We start from the raw sequence: 14,782 nt of genomic DNA, 5'->3' as shown, positions 1-14,782 counted from the left end.
CGACTGTCCGGCCTGCTGGAATGGCCCAGCGGCTGCACCGTATTGGACGCACGTCCCCCGCCCTCGCATTCTGATCGGGATCAATCCAGCGCTTCGTCGCGTTTATCCGGTCGGAAGCGGTAGCCAGTTCGGAGGGCACAGATGAACGAGCATCCGGAGGCCGCCCGGGTGTCCACGGGCAGCGCGGGGCTGGACGACATTCTCTGCGGGGGGCTCGACCCCGATCGGCTCTATCTCTACGAAGGCCGGCCCGGCACCGGGAAGACGACGATCGCGCTGCAGTTCCTGCTCGAGGGAGTCCGGAACGGCGAGCGCGTGCTGTTCGTGACGCTCTCGGAGACGGAACGCGAGCTCACACTGGTGGCGCAGCGCCATGGCTGGTCGCTCAAAGGCATCGACATCTTCGAGCTGGTGCCCCCGGAGACCACGCTGGACCCGGCGCAGCAGGTCACCGTGTTCCACCCGGCCGAGATGGAGCTGAGCGAGACGATCAACCTGATCTTCGAGCGCGTGCAGCAGATCGATCCGACCCGGGTGGTGATCGACAGCCTGTCCGAGCTGCGGCTGCTGGCGCAGAACCCGTTGCGCTACCGGCGCCAGGTGCTGGCCCTGAAGCACTTCTTCGCCAGGCGCCGCTGCACCGTCATCGTGCTCGACGACCTGACGTCGGCGCAGAACGACCTGCAACTGCATTCGATCTCGCACGGCGTCGTGCTGCTCGAGCAACTGGCGGTCGATTACGGCGGCGAACGGCGTCGCCTGCGCGTCGTGAAGATGCGCGGCATTCAGTTCCGGGGCGGCTATCACGACTTCACCATTACGTCCGGCGGCCTGCGGGTGTTCCCGCGGCTGGTCGCGGCCGAGCACCATGTGGAGTTCCCTGCGAGCGTCGCGCCCGGCGGCAACGCCGATCTGGACGCGCTGCTCGGCGGCGGGCTGGACCGAGGAACCAACGCGCTGATCATCGGCGCCGCCGGTGTCGGCAAGTCGTCGCTGGCCCTCACCTTCGCCATCGCGGCGGCACAGCGCGGCGAGCACGCGGTGATCTTCGCCTTCGACGAAGGGCGCGGCACGGTCGAGGCGCGGGCCCGCACGCTCGGCCTGCCGCTCGACGAAGCCCTGGCCTCGGGGCGGATTCAGTTCGCCCAGGTCGATCCGGCCCAGCTGTCGCCGGGCGAGTTCGCCAAGCTGGTGCGCGATGCCGTCGAGCGGGACGGCGCCAGGCTGATCGTCATCGACAGCCTGAACGGCTATCTCAATGCGATGCCTGACGAGCGCTTCCTCGTGCTGCAGATGCACGAGCTGCTGAGCTATCTCAACCAGCAGGGCGTGCTGACGCTGCTGCTGCTGGCCCAGCACGGCATGGTCGGGCCGCAGGAGACGCCGATCGACATCAGCTATCTCAGCGATGCCGTGATTATGCTCCGGTATTTCGAGGCGATGGGCCAGGTCCGCCGGGCCCTCTCGGTCGTCAAGAAGCGCACCGGAAACCACGAGCACGCGATCCGCGAGTTCCGCCTCACCAGCACGGGCATCCATATCGGGCCGCCGCTCTCGGACTTCCGGGGAGTCCTGACCGGGACGCCGGAGTATGTCGGAAACGCCGAGCCGCTGCTGCAGCCCGGTGGACAGAATGGAGTCTGATCCGCACAGCCTACGCGTCCTGGTGTTCGCACCGATCGGCCGCGATGGCCCGGCCTCTGCGGAGATCCTGGCGCGGGCGGGCCTGACGGCAGCGATCTGCATCGACCTCGACCAACTGCTGGCGGAGCTGGAGGCCGGGGTCGGCGCCGCCTTCGTTGCCGAGGAGGCCCTCGTCGGCCGGGACATCACCGGCCTTCTCCGGTGGGTTGACATCCAGCCGCCCTGGTCCGACCTGCCCTTCGTCCTCCTCACCAGCCACCGCGAGCCGGAGGCGGTCGCCGCCTGGCGCCTGGACATCATCCAGCGCCTGCGCAACGTCACCCTGGTCGAGCGGCCGGTGCAGCCGATCAGCCTGACCAGCACGCTGCAGGCCGCGTTGCGCAGCCGCCGGCGGCAATATGATCTGCGCGGCTTCATCGAAGCCCGGGAGCGCACGGCCCAGGAGCTCGAGGCGCTGGTCGCCGCCCGCACGGCGGAGCTGAACGCCAGCAACGCCCAGTTGCGCGATGAGATGGCGGAGCGGGCGCGCAGCGAGGAGCAGTTCCGGCTGCTGATCCAGGGCGTGACCGACTACGCCATCTACATGCTGGACCCCCAGGGCGGGATCAGCAGCTGGAATGCCGGGGCCGAGCGCATCAAGGGCTACGCGCCGGCGGAGATCATCGGCGAGCATTTCTCCCGCTTCTACACGGATGAGGACCGCGCCGCCGGCCTGCCCGCGATCGGCCTCGCAACCGCAGCACGGGAAGGGCGGTTCGAGCGGGAAGGATGGCGGGTCCGCAAGGACGGGACTCGGTTCTGGGCGCACGTGGTGATTGACGCGATCCGCGACGACGGCGGAAACCTGACCGGCTTCGCCAAGGTGACCCGCGACATCACCGAGCGCCTGAAGTCGCAGAAACAGCTGGAGGAGGCCAGGGAGGCCCTGTTCCAGTCGCAGAAGTTGGAGGCGATCGGGCAGCTGACCGGCGGCATCGCCCATGATTTCAACAACCTGCTGATGGTCATCCTCGGCAGCTTGGCGCTGATGCGCAAGCGCCTGCCACCGGAGACGGGCGCCGCCCTGTCGCTGCTCGACAACGCCGTCCAGGCGGCCCAGCGCGGCGCGACGCTGACCAAGCGGATGCTGGCCTTCGCCCGCCGCCAGGAGCTGAAGATCATGGCCGTCGACATTCCCGACCTGGTGCGCGGCATGGCCGATCTGCTGCAGCGCTCGCTGGGGCCGTCCATCACCATCGAGACCCGGTTTCCGCTCGGCCTGCCCAAGGCGTCGACGGACCTCAACCAACTGGAATCCGCCCTGCTGAACATCGCGGTCAACGCCCGGGATGCGATGCCGGAGGGTGGGTCGATCACCATCGCCGCCAAGGTCGCAACCGCCAATGAGCCAGCTCCCGGCCGCTATGTCTGCCTGTCGGTGACCGACACCGGGGAGGGCATGGACCCGGAGACGCTCGCCCGGGCGACGGAACCGTTCTTCACCACCAAGGGCGTCGGCAAGGGGACGGGGCTCGGCCTGTCGACGGTGCATGGGTTGATGGAGCAGTCCCACGGCCGGATGGTTCTGGCCAGCCGGAAGGGGATCGGCACGACGATCGAGCTGTGGCTGCCGGTGGCATCCGCCGAGGCAGAGCTGTCGCCGCCGGCGGACGAGGCCGCGGCCCCGGCCGCGGCGGAGGCGCTGGGTCGATTGCACATCATGGCGGTCGATGATGACGGCCTGGTGCTGATGAACACGATCGCGATGCTGGAGGAGTTGGGCCATGCCGCCGTTGGCGCGACCGCGGCCGATCAGGCGCTCGATGCGCTCCGCCGCAACGCTGCAGACCTGGTGATCACCGACCACGCCATGCCGCGGATGACCGGTGCCGAGCTGGCCGACCGGATCGCGGCGGAATGGCCCGGCCTTCCGGTGATCCTGGCCACCGGCTATGCCGAGCTGCCGATGGGGATCGGGGCGAATCTGCCGAAGCTCGCCAAGCCCTTTTCGCTGGAGGAGCTGGAGATGGCGATCCGGTCCGCCACCTCCGCCGAAGCCCCGGATCGTCCGGGATAGGCGGAGCGCCAGCGCCTTGACCGGCGCGGCGCTCGCCGCATAAATCATGCACGATCCATGATGTATGATTGACTCCACCCCGGCCCGCCCTCTATCAGGGCCGGATCCGGGAGGATCGTCGTGCCGCAGAAAGCCGCCATCTCCCGCGTCGTCCTGGCCGATCAGGTCGTGCGCGTGCTGCAGGAGCGCATCCTCGACCGAGTCTATGAGCCGGGCGCGCGGCTGAACATCGATGCCCTGTCGCGCGAGCTGGAGATCAGCTCGTCACCGATCCGCGAAGCCTTGATGCGCCTCGCCGCCGAAGGGCTGGTCGCCGCCTCCTCCTTCGCCGGATTCTCGGTGGCGCCGGTGCCGCCGCGCAGCTGGTTCGAGCAGCTGCTGGCTTACCGAATCCTGGCCGAAGGCTGGGCGGCCCGGCAGATGGCGCTGCGCCGGCCGGACGCCGCGATCGGGCGGATGCGCGAGAGCCTGGCGGCGATGGCGGGCGGCCGGATGGGCCGCAAGGCGCGCGACTACCTGACCGCCAACCAAGCCGACCAAGCCTTCCACGAGGCCATGCTGGACGGCGCCGGCAATGAGATCCTGGCCCGCAGCGTGCGCGACCTGCACCCGCATCTGCACCATGCCCGGCTGTTCGCCCGGGTCCCGCAGGACATCGCCCCGGTGATCGTCGAGCACCAGGCCATCCTGGCCGCCATCGAAGCGGGCGACGAGGAGGCGGCCGCCGCAGCGCTGGAGCGGCACCTGCGCGCCTCCTGGCATCGCTACGACGGCTGGACCGCCGACGAACCGGCCTGACCCTTCACCGAGAGGACTTTCCCGTGGCCAAGATCGTTTCCGTCGAGATCCTGCAGGCCGACCTGAAGCCCAAGGTCAAGCGCACCGACGCGGTGCAGGCCTTCGAGCTGCAGGAGACGCCGATGGTCCGCATCACCGATGCCGACGGCGCCACCGGCACCGGCTACAGCTACACCATCGGCACCGGCGGCTCCGCCGTCGCCAAGCTGCTGGACGACCATCTGGCGCCGCTGCTGATCGGCCGCGAGGCGGATGACATCGAGCGGATCTGGCGCGACCTGTTCTACCGCGTCCATGCCACCACGGTCGGCGCCCTGACCTCGATCGCGCTGGCCGCAATCGACACGGCGCTGTGGGACCTGCGCAGCCGCCGTACCGGCATTCCGCTGCACCGTCTGGCCGGCGGCGCCAAGGACAGCATCGAGCTCTACTACACCGAGGGCGGCTGGCTGCATCTGGACCAGGCGGCGTTGGTCGATGAGGCGCTGCAGGCCAAGGAGCAGGGTTTCGGCGGCACCAAGGTCAAGGTCGGCCGGCGGCATGTGGCCGAGGACATGCGCCGGCTGTCGGCGGTGCGCGAGGCGGTCGGCCCGGAATGGGAGATCATGACCGACGCCAACCAGGGCTTCACCCTGGACGAGGCGGTGCGCCGGGTGCGCAGCTTCCAGGAGGTCGGCATCGCCTGGTTCGAGGAGCCGATCCACGCCGACGACGTGCGCGCGCATCAGCGGCTGGTGGCGTCGACCAGCGTGCCGATCGCGGTCGGCGAGTCGATGTATAGCCTCTCGCAGTTCAAGGATTACCTGCAGAGCGACGCGTGCTCGATCGTCCAGGTCGATGTCGGCCGGATCGGCGGCATCACCCCCTGGCTGAAGGTCGCGCACATGGCCGAGGCCTTCAACGTGCCGGTCTGCCCGCATTTCCTGATGGAGCTGCACCTGCCGCTGTGCTGCGCCGTGCCGAACAGCCGCTGGCTGGAATACATCCCGCAGCTCGACCTTGTCATCACCGAGGAGATCCGGATCGAGAACGGCCGGGCGATCCCGTCGGACAAGCCGGGGCTGGGCATCGAGTGGGACTGGCAGGCGCTGGACCGCGTCATCGTGCACCGCAACCGCCACGGCCGATGACGGCTTTAGTCGACCACGTAGCGGCGGTAGCGCTCGGGCAGTTGGTCGAGCAGCACGAAGGCGCGGTCGACGTGATAGACCAGCCGCGCCTCGGCTTCCGCCGCGTCGTCTTCGTCCAGCGCGTCGATCACCGCGAGATGCTCCTCGACCACCAGCGGCAGCCGGTCCGGGCTGCCGAACAGCCGCATGAAGCGGGCCAGCCGGGTCCAGGCGGTCTGGATCGTGGTCCAGACGCCCTCGCGGTTGGCGAAGCTCATCAGCAGGTGGTGAAACTCCGCATCCGCGGCGTGGAAGCCGTCCGAGTCCCCGGCCTCGAGCAGCAGCCGCTGCTTCGCCGGCACCGCCCGGGCCGCGGCGCTCATCGCCGGGGTCCAGATCCTGGCCGTCTCGCGCAGCACCGCCACCTCCAGCGCCCGGCGCACGAAATGGGCGTCGCCGATGCCGCTGAGCCGGATCGGGGCGACGAAGCTGCCCTGCTGCGGGTAGACGTCGATCAGCCCTTCCTCCGCCAGCCGCTGGATCGCGGCCCGGATCGGCGTGCGCGACACGCCGAATTGCCGGCTGATGCTGTTCTCGCTGATCGGGGTGCCGGGCAGCAGATGGACGCCGACGATGGCGGCCCGCAGCGCCTCATGCACTTGGTCGGCGACCGGCAGGCGGCGGTCGAGGCGGAGGCGAATCGCCTGCAGCCCGCCGGTCTCCTCGTTCGGTTCGTCGGCAGCGACCGGCGGCGCTTCGGTTGGTGCGGCGATCGGCATCTCTCCCTCCCCGAACAGCGCAGCCTTCGGCCATTTGTCCGACCTGTCCGGCCGGAAGAGCCACAATTCGATTGCGCCTTGCACACTTGGATACTAGCGTTTCACCGAGCCGTTCAAGTGCGTTGACGCCTTGACGGCACCCGACAAGAAACCTTGGGGAGGATCTCTGATGTCCCGACATGTCCGGAGGGCCGTTCTGGCCGGCATGGCGCTGCTGGCCGGGGTCGGCACGGCTGCCGCCGATGATACCCGCGTCGCCCTGGTGCCCGGCGGCCCACACCCGTATTTCGCCGCCTGGGAGCAGGCCGGCAAGGACGCCGCCCGCGACTTCAAGCTCGCCGCCGCGGACTACAAGGTGCCGCAGAAATGGGAGCTGAGCACCCAGAACCAGCTGCTCGAGAGCCTGGTGACCCAGGGCTACAACGCGTTCCTCGTCTTCCCCGGCGACCCGGTCGGCAGCGTCAGCACCGTGGCCGAGCTGGCGGATAGCGGCGCCCCGGTCATTGCCACCGCCGGCTGCCTGAAGGACCCGTCCGAAGCGCAGTTCTGCCTCGGCACCGATGTCGGCAACTCCGCCTATCTCGGCACCAAGGAGCTTCTGAAGGCGATGGCCGGCAAGAAGCGGATCCTGCATGTCACCGGCTTCCTGGTCGACCCCAACACCCAGCTGCGCATCGACGCGGTGGAGAAGGCGGCGAAGGAAGAAGGCGCGCAGGTCGTGCAGGTGATCGCCGACATCGACGCGCCGGAGCCGGCGGAAGAGAAGATCAACGCCTATCTGGCCGCCCATGCCGCCGATGTCGACGGCATCGTCAGCACCGCCTGGGTGCCGTCGGTGGTCGCCGCCAATGCGCTGCGCCGGATCGGCGACAAGCGCATCCAGATGGTCGCCATCGACCATGACGAGGTGGTGCTGAAGGCGATCAAGGACGGCTTCCTGCACGGCACCATGCTGCAGAACCCGTACGGCCAGGCCTATATCGGCTCCCACGTCGTGGACCGGCTCCGCAACGGCTGCACGATCAAGGCCGACGCGCCGTGGAAGACCAACGCGCTGACCAGCCACTTCGTCGATTCCGGCACCGTCTTCGTCGCCGCCGACAAGGTGGATGGCTACGTCGCCGCGATGCAGGACATCACGAAGTCCCTGCTGGCCAGCTTCGACGCGACCTATCTGAACTGCAAGTCCTGAGCGGCTTCACCCGGCCGGGCCCTCGCGGCCCGGCCGGGATCCGCAGACCGTTTCCCAGAGCCAGACCGATGCATGCCGAAGACAGCGCCCCGTCCCGGACCGGGTCCCCGCAGGCGACGCCGCGCGCGGCGTCCGGTCGCCCGCGCTTCTGGCTGACCAACGAGTTCGGCCTGATCGTGCTGATCGCGCTGTTCGTCACCGCCTTCGGCCTCTTGACCCCCGGCTTCCTGTCGCCCTTCAACCTGTTCGCGCTGGGCCGCACCGCCGCGATCAATGTCATGATCGGCCTGTCGATGATGGTGGTGATCGTCACCGGCGGGCTGAACCTGGCGGTCGGCGCCATCGGCGTCTGCGCCGCCATGGCCTGCGGCTGGCTGATCCAGAATGCCGGCCTGCCCTGGCCACTGGCGATCCTCGGCGGGCTGGCGATGGGCACGGCGCTGGGGTTCGTCAACGGCTGGACCGTCGTCCGCTCCGGCCTGCACAGCTTCATCATCACCCTGGCCAGCATGAGCATCTTCTTCGGGGTGATGATCTTCCTCAGCCGGGGCGAGTCGTACCGCGAGCTGCCGCCGGTGTTCTCCAGCTTCGGCCGGCTGCGATTCCTCGACGGCACGCTGTCGCCGCTGGTCCTGGTGGCCGTCGCCGTCGCCGTGCTGCTGGTGGTGCTGTACCGCTTCACCGTGGCCGGGCGCGAGATGCTGGCCGCCGGCGCGAGGCCGGAGGCCGCGTCCCTGTCCGGCATCCGGGTCGACCGCGTCTTCATCTATTGCCACATGCTGTCGGGCCTGCTGGCCGGCATCGCCGCGCTGATGCTGGTGGCGCGCAACGGCGCCGCCCTGCCGTCGATGGCCGGGCAGCTGGGGCAGGACTGGCTGCTGCCCGCCTTCCTGGGCCCGGTGCTGGGCGGCACGCTGCTGTCGGGCGGCCGGGTGTCGGTGGTCGGTACCTTCCTCGGCGCCTTCCTGGTGACGCTGCTGACCAGCGGCCTCCTGCTGCTGCAGGTCGGCGAATTCTGGGTCCAGGCCTTCCTCGGCCTGCTGCTGCTTCTGGCCGTGCTGATGGACATGGCGCGCCGCTCGTTCCTGGCGCGGAGGAGAATGGTTTGATGGGGGATGGTGTGATGGGGGCCCTTTCGCGCTATGCCCGGACCGACTGGTTCGGCCCGCTGCTGGTCACTGTGCTGGCGATCGTCATCGTCGGCGCCTTCAACCCGTCCTTCCTGTCGCCGCTGAACATCCAGGTGCTGCTGCTGGCGATCTCGGTCAACGCGCTGATCGCCTTCTCGCAGATGATCATCATCGCGGTCGGCCAGATGAACCTGTCGGTCGGAGCCATCGGCGGCCTGGCGGCGATCAGCTTTGCCGGGATGATGCAGGTCTGGGGCCTGCCGGCGCCGATCGCGGCCGTGCTGGCGCTGCTGATCGGCGTGGCCGCCGGGATGGTCAACGGCGCGTTCATCGCCTGGACCGGGATCAGCGCCTTCGTCATCACCCTGGCCAGCCTGTCGATGTTCAAGGGCATCAACCTCGGCATCACCCAGGCCCAGCCCTTCTACGGCATCCCGGACGCGGTGAAGGCGTTCGGCAACACCACCTTCATCGACCCGCTGCCCTGGCTGGTGCTGCCGACGGCGCTGGTCGCCGTGGGTCTATGGTTCCTGCTGAACCGCCAGGCGCTGGGCCGCTTCATCCTGGCGGTCGGCGGCAATTCGCATGCGGCGGAGCTGTCGGGCATCTCGGTCGGCTTCACCGTCGTGGCCGCCCACGCCATCTCCGGCCTGCTCGCCGCCCTGGCCGGCATCATGCTGGTGGCGCGGCTGCAGATCGGCCAGCCGACGATCGGCGACGACTGGCTGATCCTGTCCTTCGCCGCACCGGTGATCGGCGGGGCGGTGTTGTCCGGCGGCCATGTCAGCGTGTCGGCGACGCTGCTGGGCGTCGTCATCGTCGCGATCATCACCCAGGCCCTGGTGCTGTTCAACATCGACCCCTTCCTGGTCCAGGTCGTGCTCGGCGTCCTGATCCTGTGGGCGGTCGGCATCAACCGCCTGCGCGAGCTGCGGCTGCGCAAGGCCGTGGTGGGGGTCTGACCATGGCGGTGTTCGAGGCACGCGGCGTCAGCAAATTCTTCCCCGGCGTGAAGGCGCTGCAGGGCGTTTCGCTGACCCTGGAGCCGGGGTCGATCCATGCCCTGCTGGGCGAGAACGGCGCCGGCAAGTCGACGCTGATCAAGATCATCACCGGCGTGCACCGGCCGGATGAAGGGCAGCTGCTGCTCGACGGCAAGCCGATCGAGCTCGGCGGCCCGCGCGACGCCACCGCCCACCGGATCGGCGTGGTGCATCAGGAGCGCAACCTGATCCCGCGCTTCTCGGTCGGCGAGAACATCGCGCTGGAGCAGCTGGCGGCCCATCCGCTGCGGCGGGTGGACTACGCCAAGGTCAACGCCGATGCCCGCCAGTGGCTAAAGGTGCTGGACCTCGACATCGATCCGCGCATCCCGGTCTCACAGCTCAGCGTCGCCAAGATGCAGCTGGTCGAGATCGCCAAGGCGCTGTCGCTGAAGTCGCGCGTGCTGCTGCTGGACGAGCCGACAGCGGCGCTGACCCCGCACGAGACCGACATCCTGTTCGGCCTGTTGCGCCGGCTGCGCGACGAGGGCGTCAGCATGCTCTTCGTCAGCCATAAGCTGGAGGAGGTGCAGGCGATCTGCGACCGGGTGACAGTGCTGCGCGACGGCCGCAACGCCTGCGAGAGCCGGTCGATGGCGGGTCTGGGCCGACAGGACCTGGTGCGGCTGATGATCGGCCGGGCCGAGCTGATCGCCGACTGGCCGGCGCGCGACCATTCCCAGGCTTCGGCGGCGCTGCGGCTGCAGGGCGTGTCGACCAGCCTCGGCCATCGCGGCGTCGACCTGACCCTGCGCCGCGGCGAGATCGTCGGCCTGTACGGTCTGGTCGGCGCCGGGCGGACCGAGCTGGCGAAATGCATTCTGGGCCAGTTCCCGGTGACGGCCGGCACGGTCGAGGTCGAGGGCAAGCCGGCGAAGATCCGCGACGTCGCCGACGCCATCCACCGCGTCGGCATCGGCTATGTCAGCGAGGACCGGAAGCAGGAAGGCCTCGTGCTGATGCATTCGGTGCTGGAGAATGCCGGCATCACGGTGTGGCGCCGGCTGGCGCGCCGCTTCGGCTTCCTGACCGACGGCATGGTGCGGGCGAAGACCGAGCCCTTCATCAGGCGGCTGGCGGTGCGCACCCCGTCGCTGAACCAGCTGGTCGGCAACCTGTCCGGCGGCAACCAGCAGAAGATCAGCGTCGCCAAATGGCTGGCCGCCGGGGTCAAGGTGCTGATCGTCGACGAGCCGTCGGTCGGCATCGACATCAAGACCAAGGCCGAGTTGCACGAATTGCTGCGTGAGCTGTCGGAGACCGGCACGGCGATCCTGCTGATCACCAGCGATATGCCGGAGATGATCACCCTGGCCGACCGGATCGTGGTGATGAACGCCTACCGGATCGAGGGCGAGATCACCAACACCCGCGACTACCGGGCGATGAGCGAAGGGATCATGAACCTGATCCACCGGGTGGAGGCGGCCTGACGCCCCGCGCCGAAACCCTATGCCTGCTCCTGCAGGCGGCGCGCGCCGTTGAGCAGGCGCAGCGCGGCGCAGGCGGCGCCATAGCCGTTGTCGATGTTGCAGACCGACAGGCCCGGGGCGCAGCTGGCCAGCATCGCGTCCAGCGCCGCCCGGCCGCCCGCGGCGACGCCGTAGCCGACCGAGGTCGGGACGCAGATCACCGGCCCGGCCACCAGCCCGCCGACGACACTGGCCAGCGCCGCATCCATGCCGGCGACGACGATCACCACCGGATGGCCGCGGATCTCGTCCAGCCGATCGGTCAGCCGCCACAGCCCCGCCACGCCGATATCGCTGAACAGGCTGGCCTGCTGCCCGGCATGGCGCAGCGTGCGCTCCGCCTCGCGCGCCACCGGGATGTCGGAGGTGCCGGCCGACAGGATCGCCACTTGGCCCGTCGCCGCGACCGGCCGCAGCGGACCGAAGAAGCCGGTGCGTGACACCGGGCAATAATCGATGCGGCCGCGATGGCCTGGCGAAAGGGCCTCCAGCTTCGCCGCGTCCAGCCGGGTCAGCAGCAGGCCGGCCCCGGCGGCCTCGGCCAGATCCAGGATCGTGGCGATCTGGGCGGCAGATTTCTCGCCGCAATAGATCGCCTCGTCCTGGCCGATCCGGCCGCCGCGGCCGAAATCGAGCATGACCTCGTCCCGGCTCATCCCGGCACCCCGACGAAGGCGCTGCCGACCCGGTACGGGGCGAAGGCCAGCGGCCGCGACGCGGCTGCGTCCGGCAGCACGGCGCGGATCGACGCTTCCAGCGCCGCCGCCCCGGCCTCGCCCAGCCCAGCCAGGCTGCCGGGGTCGAGCTCGACCACCAGCCCGGCGGCCCGGACCCGGCAGCGCACCGTCCGCGGCTTCAGGCGGCTGGCCACCAATTGCTCCACCGCGTCGATGATGCGCAGCATCTCCGGCTCGATCGGGATCAGGGTCTCGACCCGGCTCGACAGGCAGGGCGAGGACGGCAGCTCCGCCAGGTCGCCGAGACCGAGGTCGCGCGCCAGGGCCCGCAGCCCGGCCTTGCCGATCCCGGCCTCGACATAGGGGTGGCGCACGCCATGCTCTCGCGCCGCATCGAGGCCCGGCCGGTACTCGCCGAGATCGTCGAGATTGGTGCCCGAGACGATGGTGCCGTCGACCTGCCTGGCGATGGCGCCATACAGGTTGGTCTTGCAGAAATAGCAGCGGTTCACCGGGTTCTCGCGATAGCGCGGATCGGCGAATTCGCCGGCGTCGAGCACGGTCAGGGCCCAGCCCTCGCGCCTGGCCCAGTCGCGCACCCGCGCGGTCGCCAGCGGCGGCACCGCGGGCGACACGGCATGGACCACGGTCACGGCGTCGGGGCGCCGGCGATGGGCCAGCACGGCCAGGGTCATGCTGTCGACGCCGCCGCTGACCGCCACCGCGATCGGGCCGAGCCCGTCCAGCACATCCTCGAGCCGGGTTCGATCCATACTCATGACTCTTCCACCGCATCCTCCGCCGCCCGCCGCCGGGCCTTGCGCGCCTTGTGCCCGTCGACGTCGGCCACGTCGTCCGCCTCGGCCTTGGCCGTCCGCCCGCCGGGCCGGTCGACCGCCTTGACCCGCAGCGTCCGGTCGCCGGCCGCGACCTCGACCATGCGCCGCGGCAGCACCGCCCGGGCCTGCACCGAATGACGCAGGCCGATGGTCGTGGTCTCGGCGAAGCACAGGCGCAGCACTTCGTCGCGTGCCTCCGGCAGCGCCAGCAGGCGAAGCTGGGCCATCATCCGCCCCTTCTTGCCGAAGACCGGGGCCTGGACCACGTCCAGCACCGCCGGATGGGCCCGCAGCCGGTCCAGCGCCAGCGCCAGCTCCTCGCCCGACTGGTCGTCGATCTCGCACTCCACCACCAGCACCGCATCCGTCGCGAAGCCCGGTGCCTGCTCGACCGGATCGAAGCGCAGCACCCGGACGCAGTTGCTGAGGCCGGGCAGGATGCGGGTGCCGAAGCCGATGCCGGTTGCGCCCATGATCCGCGGCTGGGCCGGCCGGGCCGCGTCGCCGCAGAGATGGCGCAGGATCGCGGCACCGGTCGGGGTGACGCGCTCGCCGCCGACGCCGTCATCGATCACGGCGAAGCCCTGCAGCAGCAGCGCCGTGGCCGGCGCCGGCACCGGCAGCGGACCATGCGCGCTGCGCACCCGGCCGGAACCGAGCGGGATGGCGCCCACGGTCCAGCGGGCCGCCCCCACCGCGGCGATCAGATGCGCGGCGCCGACGATGTCGGCGATCGAATCCCAGGCCCCGACCTCGTGGAAGCTCACGGCCTCCACCGCCACGCCATGCACTCGCGCCTCGGCCTCGGCCAGGTGGCGGAAGATGGCGATGGCGTGATCGCGGACGGCCGGGTCCAGCGCCGATGCTTCCAGCCCCTCGCGGATCCGGCGCCAGGCGGCGTGGTCGTGGCCGCCCCCTGCCCCGCCCGTCCGCTCGACCAGGAAGCGCCGGCCGGCCAGCACGCCGTCATTGTGCGGCGCCAGCCGGGCGGTGACGCCGGCGAGCAGCCCGGTGCGAGCCAAGCTGTCCTGCAGCCCGACCTCACGCTCCGGGAACAGGTCGAGCATCGCGGCGATGAACATGTCGCCTGCCAGGCCGCCGACCAGATCGAGATGCAGCTCCATGCCCGGACTGTTCCAGATTGCCGCCGGGTTCACAATGCGGCGGCCGTGGCGCCGGCCTTGCACCGCGCCGCCGGCGCTGCGATCCTGCGGACCGCGAGGCGTGAGGATTGAAGGACGATATGAGCGCGCATTCCTCGGCTTTCGCTGCGATCCGGAAAGCCCCCAACCTCACCGCCGGCCTGGTCGAGACGCTGGAGGCGCAGATCGCGTCCGGCGACCTCGGCCCCGGCCAGCGCCTGCCGACCGAACAGGCCATCGTCAACGCCACCGGCGTCAGCCGCACCGTGGTGCGCGAGGCTCTGGCCTCGCTGCGCGCCCGCGGCCTGATCACCACCCGCCAGGGGCTGGGCGCCTTCGTGGCCGAGACCATGCCGGCCCGGTCCTTCGCCATCGACGCGGAGAAGCTGGAATCGATCGGCGACGTGCTGCAGGTGCTGGAGCTGCGGCTGAGCATCGAGGTCGAAGCTGCCGGCTTGGCCGCCGAGAGGCGCAGCCCGGATGAGCTCGCGCGCATCGAGGCCGCGCAGGCGGCGTTCCTGGCGGCGATCTCGGCGCCGGGGGCCGATGCCGAGACGGTCGGGCTGGGCGAGGACCTGGCGGTCCACCGCGCCATCCTGGCCGCCACCGGCAATGCCTATTTCGCCAAGGTGTTCGACGTCTTCAACGTGGTCATCCCGCGCCAGCGCATCCCGGTCGCCGCCCTGTCGCAGGCGGAGCGCGAGCGCCATCTGCGCCGGGTCGGGCAGGAGCATCAGGCAATCCTGGCCTCGATCCGCGCCGGCGACGCCACCGCCGCCCGCCGGGCGATGCGAGTGCACCTGACCCGCGCCCGCGACCGCTACGCCGCCCTGCGGTCCGAGGCGAAGGCGGGCTGAGCCCGGGCGATCCCGCCAAGTCAGTGACGTGTTGCCTCTCCCGC

13 protein-coding genes are annotated in these 14,782 nt (G+C 70.1%); 9 read left to right on the top strand and 4 right to left on the bottom strand.

All coding sequences use genetic code 11. The features are described from left to right. Nucleotides 1-141 precede the first annotated feature (141 nt). From AB4Z01_RS04980 to AB4Z01_RS04965, 4 genes are all read left to right on the top strand, one after another. On the top strand, nucleotides 142-1,644 hold the full coding sequence (locus AB4Z01_RS04980; protein ID WP_441691171.1) for an ATPase domain-containing protein: 1,503 nt from the start codon (nucleotides 142-144) through the stop codon (nucleotides 1,642-1,644). Beyond that, nucleotides 1,634-3,700, top strand: a complete 2,067-nt coding sequence (locus AB4Z01_RS04975) for an ATP-binding protein (RefSeq protein WP_441691169.1) — start codon at nucleotides 1,634-1,636, stop codon at nucleotides 3,698-3,700. Before AB4Z01_RS04980 ends, AB4Z01_RS04975 begins: the two co-directional genes overlap by 11 nt. A 120-nt stretch (nucleotides 3,701-3,820) precedes the next feature. Next, entirely contained in the window at nucleotides 3,821-4,498 is a 678-nt protein-coding gene (locus tag AB4Z01_RS04970; protein ID WP_441691167.1) for a GntR family transcriptional regulator, read from the top strand. 23 nt (nucleotides 4,499-4,521) lie between these two features. Next, nucleotides 4,522-5,628 (top strand): mandelate racemase/muconate lactonizing enzyme family protein, encoded by a 1,107-nt coding sequence (locus AB4Z01_RS04965; RefSeq protein ID WP_441691165.1) that lies wholly within the window; start codon nucleotides 4,522-4,524, stop codon nucleotides 5,626-5,628. Nucleotides 5,629-5,633: 5 nt separating this feature from the next. Here AB4Z01_RS04965 and AB4Z01_RS04960 read toward each other — a convergent pair whose 3' ends face one another. Next, entirely contained in the window at nucleotides 5,634-6,386 is a 753-nt protein-coding gene (locus tag AB4Z01_RS04960; RefSeq protein WP_441691163.1) for a GntR family transcriptional regulator, read from the bottom strand. A gap of 169 nt (nucleotides 6,387-6,555) precedes the next feature. Between AB4Z01_RS04960 and AB4Z01_RS04955 the strand changes: the two genes are divergently transcribed. From AB4Z01_RS04955 to AB4Z01_RS04940, 4 genes are all read left to right on the top strand, one after another. Then, a complete protein-coding gene (locus tag AB4Z01_RS04955; RefSeq protein ID WP_441691161.1) occupies nucleotides 6,556-7,578 on the top strand; it encodes a sugar ABC transporter substrate-binding protein in 1,023 nt (340 codons plus the stop codon). A 68-nt stretch (nucleotides 7,579-7,646) separates the two neighbouring features. Beyond that, nucleotides 7,647-8,687 (top strand): ABC transporter permease, encoded by a 1,041-nt coding sequence (locus AB4Z01_RS04950; protein WP_441691159.1) that lies wholly within the window; start codon nucleotides 7,647-7,649, stop codon nucleotides 8,685-8,687. 14 nt (nucleotides 8,688-8,701) lie between these two features. After that, a complete protein-coding gene (locus AB4Z01_RS04945; RefSeq protein ID WP_441691157.1) occupies nucleotides 8,702-9,670 on the top strand; it encodes an ABC transporter permease in 969 nt (322 codons plus the stop codon). Nucleotides 9,671-9,672: 2 nt separating this feature from the next. Next, nucleotides 9,673-11,184 (top strand): sugar ABC transporter ATP-binding protein, encoded by a 1,512-nt coding sequence (locus AB4Z01_RS04940; RefSeq protein WP_441691155.1) that lies wholly within the window; start codon nucleotides 9,673-9,675, stop codon nucleotides 11,182-11,184. A 17-nt stretch (nucleotides 11,185-11,201) separates the two neighbouring features. Here AB4Z01_RS04940 and larB read toward each other — a convergent pair whose 3' ends face one another. The 3 genes from larB to AB4Z01_RS04925 are packed head-to-tail and all read right to left on the bottom strand — an operon-like array spanning nucleotide 11,202 to nucleotide 13,863. Next, entirely contained in the window at nucleotides 11,202-11,879 is a 678-nt protein-coding gene (gene larB, locus AB4Z01_RS04935) for a nickel pincer cofactor biosynthesis protein LarB (protein ID WP_441691153.1), read from the bottom strand. Next, complete coding sequence (locus AB4Z01_RS04930) at nucleotides 11,876-12,679, bottom strand: hypothetical protein (protein ID WP_441691151.1); 804 nt, start codon at nucleotides 12,677-12,679, stop codon at nucleotides 11,876-11,878. The genes larB and AB4Z01_RS04930 overlap by 4 nt, the downstream gene beginning before the upstream one ends. Continuing rightward, nucleotides 12,676-13,863 (bottom strand): LarC family nickel insertion protein, encoded by a 1,188-nt coding sequence (locus tag AB4Z01_RS04925; protein WP_441691149.1) that lies wholly within the window; start codon nucleotides 13,861-13,863, stop codon nucleotides 12,676-12,678. Before AB4Z01_RS04925 ends, AB4Z01_RS04930 begins: the two co-directional genes overlap by 4 nt. 119 nt (nucleotides 13,864-13,982) lie before the next feature. Here AB4Z01_RS04925 and AB4Z01_RS04920 point away from each other — a divergent pair, with 119 nt between their 5' ends. Next, nucleotides 13,983-14,738: a FadR/GntR family transcriptional regulator gene (locus tag AB4Z01_RS04920; RefSeq protein ID WP_441691148.1), complete on the top strand. Its 756-nt coding sequence runs from the start codon at nucleotides 13,983-13,985 to the stop codon at nucleotides 14,736-14,738. Nucleotides 14,739-14,782: the final 44 nt, after the last annotated feature.

Origin of the sequence: Inquilinus sp. YAF38 (assembly GCF_052113205.1) — a bacterium.
Classification (GTDB): Bacteria; Pseudomonadota; Alphaproteobacteria; order DSM-16000; family Inquilinaceae; genus Inquilinus.
The sequence above is the reverse complement of the archived record's forward strand: the minus strand, read 5'-3'. Positions and strand labels throughout refer to the sequence as shown.